We start from the raw sequence: 17,581 nt of genomic DNA on the forward strand, positions 1-17,581 counted from the left end.
TTTATGAGAATATTATCTTTATTGTTTTTAACCCTTTTCATTGCAACTGGCTGCTGCAGTCAAAAAAAGACAAACATGGCTTCAACACAAATTGAATATTCTGCACTTTCAAGAGGATATTACAAAAAGATTGTAGTTCAAAATCAGACAGTTTTGGTTACAAACGGACGAGATCAACAGCCAATTGAAAGTAAAATTGATGATGTTAAATGGAATAAAATTAAAGCTGAATTTTCAAAAATAAGTTTAGATAAGCTCTCAACTTTAAAAGCACCAACTGAAAAACGTTTTTATGATGGTGCTGCAATAGGAAATTTAAAAATAACACAAAATCAAAAAACATACGAAACAGCAGGTTTTGACAATGGTTTTCCTCCAAAGGAAATAGAAAAACTAGTAAAGTTACTGGTTGATTTTGCTAAAGAATAATTATGACAATAAAAGAAATACAAAACGAAATAATAGACGAATTTTCGATGTTCGACGACTGGATGCAGCGTTATGAATACATCATCGAATTGGGAAAAAGCCTTCCGTTAATTAAAGAAGAATATAAAATCGATGAGAATTTAATTAAAGGCTGCCAGTCAAAAGTATGGCTGCAAGGGGAACAAAATAATGATAAAATTGTTTTCACAGCAGACAGTGATGCTATTTTGACTAAAGGAATAATTGCAATTTTAATTCGCGCTTTTTCTAATCAAAAAGCATCAGATATTATAAATGCTGATACTGAATTTATAGACGAAATTGGATTAAAAGAACATTTATCAGCAACTCGTGCAAACGGTTTGGTTTCGATGATAAAAAACATCAAAATGTACGCTTTGGCCTTTGATGCAAAAAACAAAAATTAAAGAATTTTAAACCATATAAGTTATATAAGATAATTTAAGTTTTTGCTTTAAATGAAATTATATAACTTATATGGCCGAAAAACAAAACATAAGCTTTTTCTTTCTTTTTAATTATTTATTATTGTACAAAAAAGTAAATGATAACGAAGAAATATTTGACTGATTTAATTTATCAGGTTAATGGGGCGGCGATTGAAGTTCATAAAAGTATTGGAGCGGGACTTATAGAAAGTATTTATCATCAATGCATGATCAAAGAATTATCTATTAGAGGAATTAATTTTAAATCTGAATTAGTAATTCCAGTTGTATATAAAGGCTTGGAATTAGAGTCAGATCTAAGATGTGATTTATTTATTGAAGATTGTTTAGTTCTAGAATTAAAAGCAGTTGATCAAATTATACCAATTCATGTAGCAAAACTAATGTCTTATATGAAACTTTTGAAGTCACCAATAGGATTAATGATAAATTTCAATGTAACAAATATTTATCACGAAGGTCAAAAAACATATGTCAACGAATTATATCGCTGGCTAGAAGAATAAAAACAAAATTAAATTTAAACCATATAAGTAATATAAGAAATTATAAGTCTGCTGTTATCCATACAGTAAACACAATGTTTAAATGAACTTATATAACTTATATGGTGGAAAAATAAAAAACAATGGAACAAGAAATAGACACAAACGAATTAGGAGAATCAATCGTAAAAATTTTAAAAGGAATTTACGACCCTGAGATTCCTGTTGATATTTATGAGTTAGGATTAATTTATGACGTAATGGTTAATACAGATTACGAAGTAAAAATCCTGATGACGTTAACATCTCCAAACTGCCCGGTTGCAGAAAGTTTACCAAGAGAAGTTGAGGAAAAAGTAAAAACAATCGAACACATTAAAGATGTTGAAGTAGAGATTACTTTTGATCCGCCTTGGAGTAAAGATTTAATGAGCGAAGAAGCAAAATTAGAATTAGGAATGCTTTAATTTAGTCGTAAAGTCAAAAGTCGAAAGTCTAAAAGTGAAAGGCTTTATGACTTTTGACTTTAAGACTTAAAAACAATTAGTCATAAAGTCTAAAAATTTAAGGACTTTATGACTTTCGACATTTGACTTTAAGACTTAAAGAATGGAAGAAATTATCAATAAAGTTACCAATAGTGCTTTAGAAGTTTTTGATTTAGAGGATTATTATCCAAAAGGAATGCGTGTGCAGATTGACATTTCGCAATGGCTTTTGGAAGGATTTTTATTGAAAGAAAAAGACTTTAGAGAGCACCTTAAAAATCATGATTGGTCACAATATCAAGATCAATATGTCGCTGTACATTGCGCTACAGACGCTATAATTCCTGCTTGGGCATTAATTTTAGTTAGTGTTCATTTGGCGCCTTTTGCTAAAAAAGTAGTAAACGGTACTATTGAGGATCTGGATTCAAGTTTATACGAAGAAATCTTAAGCAAAATCGATTATTCGGCATACAAAAATAAGCCGGTTATTGTAAAAGGCTGTTCAAAGAAACCAGTTCCTATGCGTGCTTACATTTTAGCCACAACTTATTTACAGCCTTTTGCTCGTAGTATTATGTATGGCGAAGCTTGTTCTGCTGTGCCTTTATACAAAGAATCTAAGAAATAACCTTCATTTTAAAGTAATATTCCCTTAACCTTCGGTTGTATTTTAGTATATTTGTTAATATACACTTAAACTAAACAACTATGAGAAAGCTGACGTTATTACTATTTATCTTAGCGAACTTTACTTTTGTTCAGGCCCAAAATTCAGAAAAAGAACTAATTCAGAATACCGAAAAAGCGGTTAAAAAAATAAACGATACGATTGAAGACGAAGGATGGAAAGCAAAAGGAACTGTATCCCTTTTATTAAACCAATCCAGCTTCAATAACTGGATCGCAGGTGGTGAGGATAGTTTCTCTGGAACTTTAGGTATTAACTACGACTTCAACTATAAAAAAGACGATTTAACCTGGGATAACAAAATCCTTGCTTCTTACGGGCTTTTACAAACTAAAAACACGGATTTCGGAAAAAAGACTGATGACCGTTTAGAGTTTAATTCAATCGTTGGGAAAAGAGCTTTTGGTGAATGGTATTACTCTTATTTTCTAAACTTTAGAACGCAATTTACAACAGGTTATATTTATGGTCAGGATGCCAACGGAAAAGAAATCCGAACAGAAAATACCAAATTCATGTCTCCAGGTTACCTAACAACAGGTCCCGGTATTTATTGGTCTAAAGATGAACATCTCAAAATAAACTTTGCACCATTAACTTCAAAATTCACTTTTGTAGATGGCGCTTATACTTCCGGCATCGATCAAAACACAGGATTACCTTATGTTGATGGAGCTTATTTTGGTGTTGATGCTAATAAAACGATGCGTTACGAACTTGGTTTTTATGCTTCTGTTTATTACAAATTGGCCATTATGACTAACGTTACCGCAGAAAACACATTGAATCTTTATTCTAATTATCTGGAAGATCCTCAAAATGTAGATATCAATTATTCTTTGAATATTATAATGAAAGTAAACAAGTACTTGTCGGCAAATTTAGCCTTCCAGGCTATTTATGATGATAATGCTTTTCAAGGTCTTCAAACCAGAGAAGTATTTGGTTTAGGGGTTAATTTTGGATTTTAATAATTAGCAACACAGCTAAAGGCCTATTCTCTAAAGGTGTCGAATTTGACATCTTAAATAAACATCAATTTTCATTAAATATCTTAAAATCTAGCACAAAAAAACGGCTTTAGAAATAAATCAAAAACCGTTTTTATTTTTATTCTTCTTCCTTTTCAACCGCATCCTTATAGTCCGGATATAAAAATTTATTATACGGAAATCTTGTTATATGAATCTGGCGAACGGCTTCGTAAACCATTTCTCTAAATTCTTCAAAATTTTCTTTTCGTGTCGCCGAAATAAACAATGCATTATTCTGTCCTACATTACTCATCCAGGTTTGTTTCCATTCCTCAAGTGTCCAATGTTTTCTGGTTCTTTCGGTAATTAAATCATCCTCGTCAATTGTGAGATGTTTGTAAGCGTCGATTTTGTTAAAAACCATAATAGTTGGTTTATCGTTGCTCTTAATTTCCTGCAAAGTCTGATTAACAGATTCAATATGATCTTCAAAATCAGGATGCGAAATATCTACAACGTGCAAAAGTAAATCGGCTTCGCGAACCTCATCAAGTGTACTCTTAAAGGAATCTACCAATTGTGTTGGCAGTTTTCGAATAAATCCAACCGTATCTGAAAGTAAAAACGGCAGGTTTTTAATAACCACTTTTCGAACCGTTGTATCTAATGTTGCAAATAATTTATTCTCAACAAAAACATCACTTTTACCAATAGCGTTCATCAAAGTCGATTTTCCAACGTTTGTGTAACCAACAAGTGCCACACGAACCATCGCGCCGCGATTGCTGCGCTGAATACTCATTTGTTTATCGATCGTTTTGATTTTCTCTTTCAATAACGAAATTCTATCACGTACAATACGTCTGTCTGTTTCGATCTCTGTTTCACCGGGACCACGCATACCAATACCTCCTTTTTGACGCTCAAGGTGTGTCCATAAACCAGAAAGTCTTGGCAATAAATATTGACACTGTGCTAATTCTACCTGCGTTCTCGCATAGGAAGTTTCTGCTCTCTGCGCAAAAATATCCAGAATCAAATTGGTTCTGTCAAGGATTTTACAATCTATAATTCTTGAAATATTTTTTTGCTGTGATGGTGATAGTTCATCATCAAAAATTAAAGTAGATATTCCGTTTTCTTTTACAAAAAGATTGATTTCATCTATTTTACCCGTTCCCACAAAAGTCTTCGGATTCGGGCGTTCCATTTTTTGAGAAAAGCGTTTAATTACTTCACCTCCTGCGGTAAAAGTTAAAAACTCTAATTCATCTAAATATTCATTAAGTTTTTCCTCACTTTGATTTTGAGTTACAATACCAACAATGGCTGTTTTCTCAAAATTTATAACTTCTTTCTCTAACATATCTTAAAATAAGCTGCAAATTTAATCATTTGTATACTACTACAGTTATAGAATTATGTTTTTAAATATTATTTAAAATAACAAACCATCTAAAAATCATGTTTTACAAAAGTATTTCTTTAATAAAACTCGATTTTTAAATGGCTTAAAAATGATTCGAAAACTGTTTATTCGTAGATAAAAGTTTTCTCCGTTTTTACAATTCCGTTCTCTTCAATTTGAGAGCAGGAAATTGGAAAGTTTAATTTGTTGTATTTATATTTTCTGCTTACTGCAACCAAAGCTGTAGACGAAGGACTAAAATTCATTTCGTTGTTATACGAAATCGACTCAAAGCTAAATTCGTCTTCATGATACGAAATCATCGGTACAATTACTTTATAATTATCTCCAAAAAGGCTCTGAACAATTAACTGATCTACAGATTTTTTATCATCGTAAGTATAGGTTTTAGAGATTTTATCTCCCACTAATCCTTTATGTTTAGACACATTATCGTTTACATAAACATATTCTATTTTCCCTATAATCGCCTTGTTTCTATCGCGTGAAGTACGTCTTACAATAATTCCGTTTTCAACGATATATTCAATATCTTCAACTAAATTTTGATGATTTGTACTTTTTTTAGTTGTTACTTTTACTCTTGCGCCTTCATAAACAAACGATACAACTTTAGTAATATAATCAGGTCCTTCCTGATATTTTTTTACAAATTTTGTAATGTTGTTATCAGCATCATAAGTATAATTGATAACTTCTTTCCAGTCGCTTCCAACTTTATCTTTTACAGTCATATCCAGCAAACCGCTTTTATTGTAAAAAAAGTGCTGAATAACATCTGAAGTTGTTATAGTTTGAAGTTTACCATCCTTAAAAACCATTGTTTTATTTACAATTTCGCCGTCTTTAGAATTTTGGTAATTTGTTTTTACAATATTGATCTGCTTTAATCTAACATTGTCCTGACTGTGCATCAAGAATGGAAACACCATCATCAAGATGGCAATAAAGTAGGTTTTCATTTTGTTTTTGTATTGATTTGGGATGACCAAAATACAAAATTCTGTCAAAAATTGATAATTTAAAATTTAAAAAAATAGAAACTCAATTTTAGAAAATTAAAAATCAACAACTTACACAAATACAATTCTTACTTCTCACCAAAAATCTTCACATCATCAACCATAAATGCACCATTTAGTGTTTTATCTTTTCCTGAACCCACATATCTAAAGGCAATATTTATAGTTCCTGTATAGGCAGATAAATCTATTCCTCCAGAACTCATAAACTCTCTGGAAGGATTTGAAAGCGTAGGAACTTTTGCTTCTAATTTCGTCCATTCTGCCTTTGCAATACTCGATCCGTCAAAATTTGTTGAAATATAAACTTCTAAGGTATTTAATGGTGAATCGACTTTTAAATCGTGCTGTGCGCTTCTAAAAGAAAGAACTGCATTTTTATAACCCGTTAAATTTATTTTAGGAGAAACCAGCCAGGCAATATTTTCTGCAGCTGTTGTGCTTGTAGTATTAAATTCGGCATAACCATTTCCGGCATAAACCATGCTTTTCCATAATTTTGCCGCTTTTACTACAATATTACTCCAACCCGGAAGTGCAAAATTGACATTGTTTTTAACGGATTGAAAGTCTTCTGCAAAAAATGGAATACTTCTTTTCCCGTTCATAACCACATCTTCTTCTGAACGAACCATTAATTGATAGTCTGTACCAAACTTGGTTAAAATTCCTTTAACTTTCCCACTTCCTTCTGGTACAAAATGATCTGCAAATTTTGCATAGCTGCTTGTTCTAAAAATAATTTGGTTTCCGGTTTTATCTCGCAAATTCCAGTTTGTTGATCCTCCAATATTATTCGATTCTTCAAAATAATGACGCCCCAATGCAGCTTCTGTAAATTCAACATCATTAAGTTCTATTAATGTATTTAATTTAGTATCTAAAAGCGCCTGCTCTATGGAAAGCGACTCAACCAGCTGGTTTTCATCAATGATAGTGCATGAAGCCTTTAAAACATTTTTGTATTCATTTTGAGAAATTCTCCCTACCGTTGGATCTCCGGCGTTACTGACATATAAACTGCCAATTCTTAATCCGCCATAATATAGGTCTGTAAATTGATTTTTAAGTTTTACATATACTTTATTACCTATTCGATAATCAATGTAGGTGTTTGAAGCATCAACAGGAACACTAAAGCCAATTGCAGAAATTCTTTCAGAGGCTTTTGTCTGCAGTGAAATTGTTTTGAAAAAATTTCCTCCTTCGTCGCTCGAAACTACATAAGCTTCTATAATATCATCATACAAATATTGTTTAGCTGTATTACTTGAAAGTTCATAAACTTTTTCTACCGTTTTATTTACTTTAAAATCAGGCTGAGTACATTCTAATTTTGGATTTGCTATTTCTGTACTGCAGCTGTAGATAAATAATAATGATGAAGCTAAAAATGAATTTAAAATTATATTTTTCATGATAAATAATTTCAGTTTATAAACCGATTGTGAGATTTAAAAAATAAGTTCTTCCGTAACCGTAGTAATATTTTGGGCCAAATGATGGTGTTCCGCTCGAAACATCCTGATTCAAAGCTCTAAAATTTGCATTTCGTGCCTGCTCAAAACCACCCGTTTTATATACTAAACCTAATGCGTTATTAACACTTGCAAAAAGTCCGATATACTTTTTATGAACACGCCAGGATTTTCCACCGTTGATATTCAATAAGGTTACAGGATCAAATTTTTCTTGCTGTAATAATTCATTTCCTCTTTCAGATGTTGCTTCAGGGAAAGGAAATCCATTTGCCGGATTTATATAAAATTGTGATGTTCTTGAAATGGGCGAAACATCAATGTAGTTATCTGTTAGATAATTAATATTAGCTCCAATCCACCAATATTTAGGGTCACGATATTCTAAACCTAATGAAAGTGCATTTTGAGGAGTTCCTGCTTGTTTATAATTTTTAAGATAGGCTTTACCAAAATCAAAAGTAGTCTGTGCTCCGTCTTTTGCTGCGTTTGCATTGTTTGTAATCAAAACATTTGGGTTACTGCTGTAAATATAATTTCCGTATGCAGCTGATAAAGTTGTTTTAAAAGTTGAGGAAATCTGATATTCAAAACTCAGTTCTGCTCCTGTGTTTTTCTTATCTAAGTTTGTTAAAGTCTGACTTACAAAAGCATCTGTTGCGTCGTAACCGGCTCCGTTATCAAAAATTCCTTCGGCATAGAAAAAGGAAGTTTTCGATGTGTTTTTTATTAGAGTATAAAAAGCCGTTAAACGTAATTTTAGTTTTGGTGAACGATAAACATAATTAGCTTCGGCACTTGTAATATTTTCGCTTTCAATTCCATCAACTATATTATTATTTAAGCGCGAATTTGAAAATGTATTTCGAAGCGATGGCGCTCTGGTTAAGTGCGCACCATTAAAAAACAACCATTGTTTTCCTGAAATTTTATAGGTAAAGCCTCCTTTAAAACCAAAGTTTTCAAAATTTATTTTCTCGCTTTTTCCTAAAGAAGTTGTAGGGTAAATTCCGTTTTGGTACAATCCTTCTCTTTGATAATTAGACACTGAATAGGATTGTGCTAAATAAAATTCAGTTTTATTATACGAGAATTTAAACTGTGTAAAAGCATTGATTGTATTGGCAAAAAAATTATAGTTGTAGCCATAAATGTCTCCTTTTATCACTTGTCTGTTTGGGTTTTGCAAGTCAGACTGTGAAAGGTCGCCTTTGTAAAACGGGTCAATATCTTCGAAATATTTCCCGCCCAGAAGATCTAATAAATATTGAAAATTATGTGATTTTAAATTCTGATATGTAACCCCTCCATCAAAAGAAATGTTTGGAGTTAACTGCGTATTTAAGTTTGAATTAACGGCGAAAGTTTTGTCATCTGTTCTATCTTCATATAAAACATAATGGCTTTTGGTAGGCTCATAACCATTTTGACCCGGTTTTTGATTGGCGAGATACATGGCATTCCAGTCAATTTGTGAATTTGCCAAAAATGTGAGTTTACTTTTTTCAGCATTTTCATAATCCAGCGTAAATTCTCCCGAAAATTCACCTTTATCTTTTGCATAAAGCGAACTAAAATAACTAGGCATTTTTCTATAATAAACCGGATCAGGACTATCGGCGTTTTGATAATCAATATTACTGTTTCCAACTTTACCAAATTGATACATAACACTCGAATTCAGGTTTGTTTTTTCATCTATTTTAAAATAATGATTCAGCATGAACAGCGGTTCTTCGACTGTTTTTATTCTTGCATTTCGCTTTTCGTCATTCTGAAATCCCCAATACGAATTGTATTTTTCACCCATTAAACTAGTTACTTCATTAGTATTTGGAGAATTTTTTCCGCGGGAATTTGGCGTGTAAAATCCTGTAAAATTGAGTGAATTTTTCTTGTTTAGTTTCTTCTCAACACTAATAAAAAAAGAGTCCGCATCGAAATTTGTTCCTTCAAAATAACCTTCGGCTGCCCATCTTTTTCCTGCAGATACTACATAAGCCCAGCCGTTAATATCCATTCCTGAAGCATAGGTTACTATTGCCCGCAAACTGTATGTTGTATTACTTCCAGAAAAGGTAAGCTGTGTGCCTTTTCGATATAAAGAAGCACGAGTAAAAATTTGCTGTGTTCCTAAAACACCGCCAAAAGTATAATTTGAAGCTGCAGTTCCAACCGAAAATTCCTGATTACGAAGCACATTATTTAGTCCGCCCCAGTTGTTCCATTGCGGCCTGCCGTCGTAAATTTTATTCATGGTCATTCCGTTAAGCATCATGGTTCCATTTTCACTGTCTAAACCACGAACTCGAAATCTGGCCTGTCCCCAATTAAATGCCGAAGCCTGCATAAAAGCATCTTTTGAAGATTGTAAAAGCCCCGAAGTCATTTCAGATGAACTATTGTCATCAGACAAATCACTTTCTAATAATGTGATCAATGCAGCGGGAACTTCATCAGAATAAATATCTTCTAATTGCAATACACCGAGATATATTATCTGACCAAAATTAGAATGAATTTTGAGTAGTAAATCTTTACAGTCCTGACTATGAATCAAAAGCAGTTGTTCTCCTTCTATAGGAGAACTTAATTCAAATTTACCTCTTTTAGAAGTAAGTTTTGTTATAGAAGAATTTTGAATACTTACTACAACATTCTCAAGAGGATTTTGCGTTTTAGCATCAACAACAATTCCTCTAAAAACTGTTTCCTGTGCAAAGACAAAACTAAAAGACCATAAAATAAAAAAGAGCGCGTATTTTTTTATCATTAAAATTCCAATTTACTTTGAAAATTGTTTTTGGATATTAATCCTATTCAAAAGATAAATTGGTTTTTGGAAAGAGTATTGTTCGTAAGACAAACAACCCGATATTCAAATGTAGAAAAAAATAAAGTTAAAATATAAATAAATTCTTACAAAATATTAATTTATTATTCAGTACGGTTAAAAAACGCACCGCATGCCTGCTTAATCCGTTCAACCTGTGGGTAATAAAAATTAAGCGGCAGTTCTAATTTTAGAAACCATAAAAGCAATCAGAACACCAAAAACCCCAATAAAGGCAAAAGAAAACTCCAGCCCAAAGTTTTGAGCGATGTGACCAATTACCGGCGGTCCCATTAAAAAGCCTAAGAAACTTACGCTTGAAACTATTGTTAAGGCTTCTCCGGGCGGAACTGTTGGATTTTTTCCAGCCATACTATAAACAGTTGGAACAATAGTGGCAACTCCTAAACCAACTGCCATAAAAGCAATAGTACAAGGAATGATATAGGGAAGAAAAACAGCCGTAAAAAGGCCTGCAGAAATCATAACGCCGCTAATTTGCATGACACGTTCGCGGCCAAATTTATTGATTAATCCGTCGCCTAGGAATCTTCCGCCAGCCATCATAATCATAAAAGAAGTATATCCTAAAATTACTAATGGCCCTGGCGCCTTTACTACATCTTTAAAATAAACACCGCTCCAGTCAAACATTACACCTTCGCTCGCCATGCTGCAAAATCCAATTACGCCAAGCCAGATTAAGGCACTGTCTGGTTTTACAAAGATTTTTCTTTTCTCTGTATTATGTTTGATTTTTTCTTTGGCACGAATTAAAAATTTAAAATTAAATGCTACCATTAATAATACAACCCCTCCAACAATCAGGAAATGATGTAATGGCGTTAAATTTAAAGCCAGCATTCCTAAACCAACTAATGCGCCTGTGAATCCGGCAAAACTCCACATTCCGTGAAAAGAAGACATAATTGTTTTCTTGAAAAGTACTTCAGTATAAACGCCTTGTGTATTTACGGCAATGTTGGCTAAATTTCCAAATAAACCAAATAAAAATAGTCCAATAGATAACTGCAAACCAGTTGTAGCTAAACCTAAATTGGCCAAACACAAAACATACATTATTAGGGAGAAAATCAAAATACGATGACTCCCAAATTTGGTTACCATTTTTCCCGAAAAAGGCATAATAATTAATTGTCCCATTGGCAGGGAGAAAAGTATGGACCCTAAATCTCCTTCGGTTAAATGAAGGGCTGTTTTGATATCTGGAATTCGACTTGCCCAAGTTGCAAAACTTAATCCCATTCCGAAATAAAACATCCCAACGGCAAAACGAATTCTGTTTAGATACGAAGCTTTTGCTTCTCTAAAAACTTTCTTTATTTTTCCTTTAGTCTGAAAAAGTTGTAATGGATTAAAATTTATCAAAATCGATGCATTTTGGGATTATATTATAAAAGTACAAAAAACCTGCGTATTTACTTAGAGGGTACAAACTGTTGAATTATTTACAACGTTATTGTTTATAAATTGGTAGGTTTTGCCCGCTCCCGACAGCTTCGGGAGTGGGCAATCTCTTTCTTCTACAAATTAATTACAGTACGCTGCGCGTTACTTGCAATTGCAGCTTCGATAATCTGCATAACTTTTACGCCTTCTTGAGCTGTAACTGGTTCTGCAACATTATTTGTTATGGAATTGAAAACACCATCAAAAAACGAAAAATAATTTCCCTGAAGTGTCCGCACCTTTTTGCGAATTACTTTTCCATCAATTTCAGTATGCAGAATTCCCTGCAAATCTTCAGATTCTGTTCCCCAAGATTCCAAATTAGGTTTTTTACCAATTTTTAATTCGTCTTCCTGAATGTCTCCTCGTGGTTTTAAAAAAGAGCCTTTTTTTCCGTGAATGGTATATGCCGGATTTGCTTCTCTTACAAAAAAACCGGCTTTTAAACGTACTCTAAAATCGTCATAAATCAATAATAAATCGAACCAATCATCAACCAAAGAGTTTTCTCTTGTGATTCTAACATCTCCAAAAACTGATTTTGGAGAACCAAATAAACAAATGGCCTGATCTATAATATGCGGGCCTAAATCTTTTAAAACTCCAGCTCCGTCATTGGCAGTTTCTTTATGGGTTTTCGGGCTTAATAACGGGTTGTATCTGTCAAAATGAAATTCGGCTTCAACTAAATCTCCCAGAACGTCGTCATTGATTATTTTTTGAATGGTTTTAAAATCGCTGTCCCATCTTCTGTTTTGAAAAACAGCTAATTTTAATCCTTTTTCGTGAGCGATTTTAGCTAATTCTTCGGCTTCGGCTACAGTTGTTGTGAAAGCTTTTTCGACCACCGCATGTTTTCCTGCCAGAAGTACTTTTTTAGCATATTCATAATGTGTTCCTACCGGAGTGTTTACAATTACTAAGTCAACATCATCGGCTAATAAATCATCGATTGACGGATAACTTTTTACGTATGGATAATCTTCCTGAATTAGTTTTTTGCTTCTTTCCCAAGATCCTAATAATTCAAAACCAGGATGAATATCTAAAAAAGGTGCGTGAAAAACCTTTCCCGACATTCCGTATGATAATAGTGCTGTTTTTATTTTTTTCATTTTGTATGTTTTTTTGCCACAGATTAATGTGATTAAAAAGGATTTTTTGTTTGCCACGAATTTCACGAATTATCACGAATTTTTAATTTTTTTTAAACGCAACGATTTGTGGAAATTCGTGAAATTCGTGGCAAAAAAACTAAAAAAATCACTTTAATCTGTGCAATCTGTGGCTAATAAATTTAAATCTTAGCTCGTTCGTATTGTTTTGGCCATTGAATATCGCTGTCTAATTCTTTAGCGAAATCTAACGGTAAATTTGGATTTCTCAACGATTCTCTGGCAAATAAAATTAAATCGGCCTGATTGTTTTTCAAAATTTCTTCGGCTTGTTTTGCTTCGGTAATTAAACCAACTGCGCCTGTCAAAATATGGGCTTCTTTTTTTACTTTTTCTGCGAAAGAAACCTGATAACCCGGACCAATCGCGATTTTTTGATGCGACACTAATCCGCCAGACGAAACATCGATTAAATCTACTCCTTTTTCTTTTAATATTTTTGAAAGCTGTACCGATTCTTCAGGATTCCATCCGTTTTCTGCCCAGTCTGTAGCTGAAATTCTAACGATTAAAGGTAAATCTGAAGGCCATTCTGTTTGAACTGCTTCTACAATTTCGAGTGTAAAACGGATTCTGTTTTCAAAACTTCCTCCATATTCATCGGTTCTTACATTCGTTAAAGGCGATAAAAACTGATGCAGTAAATAACCGTGTGCAGCATGAATTTCTACAACTTTATATCCGGCTTTGACAACTCTTTTTGTTGCTGTTTTAAAATCGGAAATTACTTTTTGGATTCCGTTTTTGTCTAAAGCTTCGGGAAGAAAACGTTCTCCATCGTGATACGGAATTGCACTTGCGGAAACTGTCTGCCATCCGCCTTGAACGAAATCTAATTTTTTATTTCCTTCCCACGGAGAAGAAACACTTGCTTTTCTTCCGGCATGCGCCAATTGAATTCCGGGAACAGAGTTTTGAGAAACAATAAATTCGTTGATTTGTTTTAGTTTTTCGATATGTTCATCTTTCCAGATTCCTAAATCAGCAGGAGAAATTCTTGCTTCGGGAGAAACTGCTGTGGCTTCCTGAATAATTAATCCGGCGCCTCCGCTTGCACGGCTTCCTAAATGAACCAAATGCCAGTTGTTTGCAAAACCGTCAACGGCCGAATATTGGCACATTGGCGAAATAACGATTCTATTTTTTAAGGTGATGTTTTTTAAAGTTATGGGAGAAAATAATTGTGAAGCCATGTTTGTAACTTTTAATGGTTTTGGACTACCAATAGATATTGACAGCCGTTTAAAAAGTAAAGTTACTGTATCTTGTTAAAACGAGAAATTGAAATGTTTATTAATTAACAAACATTTAAAGTAAATTCTGTTTATTCCATAGATTATAGTATTCTGATTTTTGTTCTAATAAATCCAGATGATTTCCAGATTCGACAATTGCTCCATTTTTCATTACCAATATTGTGTCGGCATTTGCAATTGTACTTAATCGATGTGCAATAACGATTATGGTTTTTCCTTGTGATTTAAAACTATCTATCACTTCTTTTACAATTTTTTCAGAACTAGTATCTAATGATGATGTTGCTTCATCCATTAATAAAATTTCAGGATTTTTATATAATGCCCTGGCTATTGCGATTCTTTGTTTTTGTCCTCCAGAAAGCATGGCTCCATTTTCACCGATCTGTGTTTCGAAACCATTTGGAAGTTTTTCTACAAAATCAGTTATTCCTAATTGTTTAGATAAATCTAAAACTCGTTGAATATTTGGAAATGAATCGCCAAGAGCAATATTTTCGATAATATTTCCAGAAAAAAGATTAAGCTGCTGTGGAACAACCCCAATCATTTTTCTTAAATTTTGATAATGAATAAATTGAATATCATATTCTCCAATTAAAATTTTCCCTTCTTTTATTGGATATAAATTTTGAAGAAGTGAAATTAATGTTGTCTTTCCGCTGCCGCTTTCTCCAACTATTGCAGTCATTTCATTCTTTTTGAATACTGCATTAAAATTTTTAAAGACTTCTATGCGAGATCCATAACGAAAAGAAACATTTTCAAATTTTATATCTCCTAAATTTTCTTTTTGTAATTCAATTTTGTTTTCTGTTTCTTCTCTTTCTAAATCCATAATTTCAAAAAGCCTGTCTGCCGCAATTAGTGCATTTTGTGCCGTTTTATTCATATTTATCAATGAAGCAACTGGAGATGTAAAATATCCAATTAAAGCATAAAATGAAAACAATTCTCCTGGGGTAATAGCTCTATCTATTACATAACCAGATCCAATCCACATTAAAACTATGGTAAATAGAGAAGCCAAAAACTGTGTTGAAGTTGTCGCAAAAATTCCATTTAAACCTGATTTATAAGTGGTAAACAAAAGTTTTACAAATTTATTTTCTGTCTTTAGATTTGAAAATTCTTCGATTCCAAACTCTTTTACAGTTCTTACATGAGTAATACTTTCAACTAATTGAGTCTGCAATTCAGCTGCATTCTCCATAATGTTCCGTTCAACTTTTTTGTTGAATTTATTTAGAAGAAAATATATCAAAGCATAAAAAGGAATTACCAGAATAATGACTAAAGCCAGTTTCCAGTAATAGGTGAACATTAATGTAAATGAAAAAACGACAATAAAAACATTGACAATCATTTCTATTGCCACTTCATTTATAAAAGAACGAATTTTTACGGCATCATTTATTCGTGATGTGATTTCTCCTATTTGCATCGTATCAAAAAAACGCTGAGGCAAATGCAGTAAATGTTTATAGTAGCCAAGAATTAATTTAGCATCAATTAACTGTCCAGTTTTCATTACAAAGATGCTTTTCTTTGAGTTAATATAGGCCTGAAGTAAGATAATAGCAATCATAGAAGTGCTCAACAAATTGAGAAGATTTCTATTACCATCAACCAAAACATAATCTGTAATTTTTTGTATGTAAATTGACATTGCCAATCCTAAAACCGTATACAATACTGCCCCGACTAAAGCCTGAATTAAAATCGTTTTGTGCGGTTTTAGCAAATTCCAAAACCTTTTTGTGGGTGAAGTTTTTTCGTTTAAGATTTTAAAATCATCATTTGGAGCAAAAAGTATTAGTACACCTGACCATATTTTCTGGAAATCTTCAAAAGTATGCGATTCTATTTTACCAAAACCCGGATCCATAACCGTAATTTTAGATTTTTTAGATTTTTCAACTTTGTAAATTACAACATAATGATGCAGTTGTTCTTTTGTAATGATATGCGCAATGGCAGGAAGCGGGATTTTATCTAAAGAATCTAAACCTCCTTTTACTCCCTTGGCAGTAAAGCCCATCTTTTCTGCAGCTTCAATAATTCCAAGCACATTCGTACCTCGCTTGTCTGTATTTGCATACTGACGTATTCTTGCTATGGGCAGATTAACTTTAAAATGATTTCCTATAGAAGCCAGACAAGCTGCACCACAATCTTTAATATCATGTTGTTTTATTTTTATTGAAGCCATTTATTTTTATTTGCTATTTGTTTTGGGTTTAACCAATCGTCAATTTTATCAAATAACAAATCGAATAAACTTCTGCGGGTAATTGTAAATCTCGTCGTCAAGGTCATACCTTTTGAAACACTGGTTTTGTAACCAGATTTTAGCTGTAAGGTTTGCGAATCTAAAGCACAGCGAATTTTAAAAAAAGCCTGATCGCCCTGCATTGTAATATTGTGATCAATATCAATTACTTTTCCTTCTAACAAACCCCATTGATTGTAGTTGAAAGCATCTAACTGAAATTTTACTTTTTGGTTTTTCTTTATCAAACCAATATCACTTGGCGAAACATTACATTCTACAACAAGATGATCTGCCGAAGAAATGGTTGCGATAGATTGAGAAACATTTATAAAAGAACCTTTTTGAATTCCTGAAAAGTTTTCTATCGTTCCGGAAATCGGAGCTAGGACAAAATAATTATTTCCTTCAATGTTAATTTTAGAAACCGTTCCATTGATATTTTTTAGCCGCTCTTCTAAATCTCTTTTTTGGTTTTCCCATGTAGATTTTTGCTGACTAATTAAACTTTGAAGTGCCTGTTTTGTTAAGCGTAATTCATAATCAAACTTTTCAAAATCTGCCTTTGCAATAATATCTTTATCATACAAGATCTTATTGCGGTCATAATTTATTTGCGCTTGTGCTATTTTGCTTTGCAGTTCATTTTTTGCAGATTGGAATTTGAGCAGCTCTTCACGTGCTGTAGAGGTCAGCAAATATGTGGTGTTATTTTGCAAAAGATTTGAAATATCTTTAAATAATGCAACAACAGAAACAGATAAGGTATCCTGAGTTCTTTTATCACTTTCAAGATTTTCTTTAGAAATTTTTAAAAGTGTATCTCCTTTTTTCACAAAAGCATTATTCTTTAAAGCTATCCAATTAACTTTTCCGCTAACAATTGTTGTAACAGGAACATTATCTGTTTTACTGCGAATTATTCCACGGCTCTGACTACTAATGTCTATTTTAATTACAGGTAATAATCCTAAAAAAATTAGAATAACAATAATTATAATCAAATAGATTGAAAAATTCTTCGTCTTGTTTTTTGTGATAAGATTTTCGAGAGTATTAATTGGATCTGAACTGAAATTCATTCTTTGACGTTAAAACATAAATTATTT

At 32.6% G+C, this 17,581-nt stretch carries 15 protein-coding genes; 6 read left to right on the plus strand and 9 right to left on the minus strand.

The annotated features are described in order from the left end of the window. The first annotated feature begins 3 nt into the window (after positions 1–3). From LUU93_RS02200 to LUU93_RS02225, 6 genes are all read left to right on the plus strand, one after another. The gene (locus LUU93_RS02200) at positions 4–429 is read left to right on the plus strand and encodes a hypothetical protein (protein WP_232677718.1); all 426 of its coding nucleotides are present in this window, start codon (positions 4–6) and stop codon (positions 427–429) included. Positions 430–431: 2 nt separating this feature from the next. Continuing rightward, positions 432–857, plus strand: coding sequence for a SufE family protein (locus LUU93_RS02205; protein WP_232677720.1), 426 nt, complete (start codon positions 432–434; stop codon positions 855–857). Between the two features lie 137 nt (positions 858–994). Further along, on the plus strand, positions 995–1,405 hold the full coding sequence (locus LUU93_RS02210; protein ID WP_232677722.1) for a GxxExxY protein: 411 nt from the start codon (positions 995–997) through the stop codon (positions 1,403–1,405). Between the two features lie 122 nt (positions 1,406–1,527). Then, positions 1,528–1,851: an SUF system Fe-S cluster assembly protein gene (locus LUU93_RS02215; RefSeq protein ID WP_134138925.1), complete on the plus strand. Its 324-nt coding sequence runs from the start codon at positions 1,528–1,530 to the stop codon at positions 1,849–1,851. A gap of 142 nt (positions 1,852–1,993) precedes the next feature. After that, positions 1,994–2,503: a DUF2480 family protein gene (locus LUU93_RS02220; protein WP_232677724.1), complete on the plus strand. Its 510-nt coding sequence runs from the start codon at positions 1,994–1,996 to the stop codon at positions 2,501–2,503. 80 nt (positions 2,504–2,583) lie between these two features. Further along, positions 2,584–3,534: a DUF3078 domain-containing protein gene (locus LUU93_RS02225; protein ID WP_232677725.1), complete on the plus strand. Its 951-nt coding sequence runs from the start codon at positions 2,584–2,586 to the stop codon at positions 3,532–3,534. A 139-nt stretch (positions 3,535–3,673) separates the two neighbouring features. Here LUU93_RS02225 and hflX read toward each other — a convergent pair whose 3' ends face one another. The 9 genes from hflX to LUU93_RS02270 all read right to left on the minus strand — a co-directional run bounded on the left by hflX (position 3,674) and on the right by LUU93_RS02270 (position 17,554). Beyond that, the gene (gene hflX, locus LUU93_RS02230; RefSeq protein WP_232677726.1) at positions 3,674–4,903 is read right to left on the minus strand and encodes a GTPase HflX; all 1,230 of its coding nucleotides are present in this window, start codon (positions 4,901–4,903) and stop codon (positions 3,674–3,676) included. 167 nt (positions 4,904–5,070) lie between these two features. Next, the gene (locus LUU93_RS02235) at positions 5,071–5,928 is read right to left on the minus strand and encodes a hypothetical protein (RefSeq protein ID WP_232677729.1); all 858 of its coding nucleotides are present in this window, start codon (positions 5,926–5,928) and stop codon (positions 5,071–5,073) included. Positions 5,929–6,056: 128 nt separating this feature from the next. Beyond that, entirely contained in the window at positions 6,057–7,406 is a 1,350-nt protein-coding gene (locus tag LUU93_RS02240) for a DUF5689 domain-containing protein (RefSeq protein WP_232677732.1), read from the minus strand. Positions 7,407–7,422: 16 nt separating this feature from the next. Beyond that, on the minus strand, positions 7,423–10,239 hold the full coding sequence (locus tag LUU93_RS02245; protein ID WP_232677737.1) for a peptidase associated domain and porin domain-containing protein: 2,817 nt from the start codon (positions 10,237–10,239) through the stop codon (positions 7,423–7,425). 231 nt (positions 10,240–10,470) lie between these two features. Further along, complete coding sequence (locus LUU93_RS02250) at positions 10,471–11,688, minus strand: MFS transporter (protein ID WP_232677738.1); 1,218 nt, start codon at positions 11,686–11,688, stop codon at positions 10,471–10,473. 155 nt (positions 11,689–11,843) lie between these two features. Beyond that, the gene (locus LUU93_RS02255) at positions 11,844–12,884 is read right to left on the minus strand and encodes a Gfo/Idh/MocA family oxidoreductase (RefSeq protein ID WP_232677739.1); all 1,041 of its coding nucleotides are present in this window, start codon (positions 12,882–12,884) and stop codon (positions 11,844–11,846) included. Between the two features lie 182 nt (positions 12,885–13,066). Then, entirely contained in the window at positions 13,067–14,137 is a 1,071-nt protein-coding gene (locus LUU93_RS02260) for an NADH:flavin oxidoreductase/NADH oxidase (RefSeq protein ID WP_232677740.1), read from the minus strand. A 115-nt stretch (positions 14,138–14,252) separates the two neighbouring features. Next, positions 14,253–16,412 carry a peptidase domain-containing ABC transporter gene (locus tag LUU93_RS02265; RefSeq protein WP_232677742.1) on the minus strand — a complete coding sequence of 720 codons (2,160 nt, stop codon included), beginning with the start codon at positions 16,410–16,412 and terminating at the stop codon, positions 14,253–14,255. After that, entirely contained in the window at positions 16,400–17,554 is a 1,155-nt protein-coding gene (locus LUU93_RS02270) for an HlyD family secretion protein (RefSeq protein WP_232677744.1), read from the minus strand. The genes LUU93_RS02265 and LUU93_RS02270 overlap by 13 nt, the downstream gene beginning before the upstream one ends. Positions 17,555–17,581 lie beyond the last annotated feature (27 nt).

The organism is Flavobacterium soyae (genome assembly GCF_021245985.1).
Classification (GTDB): Bacteria; Bacteroidota; Bacteroidia; order Flavobacteriales; family Flavobacteriaceae; genus Flavobacterium; species Flavobacterium soyae.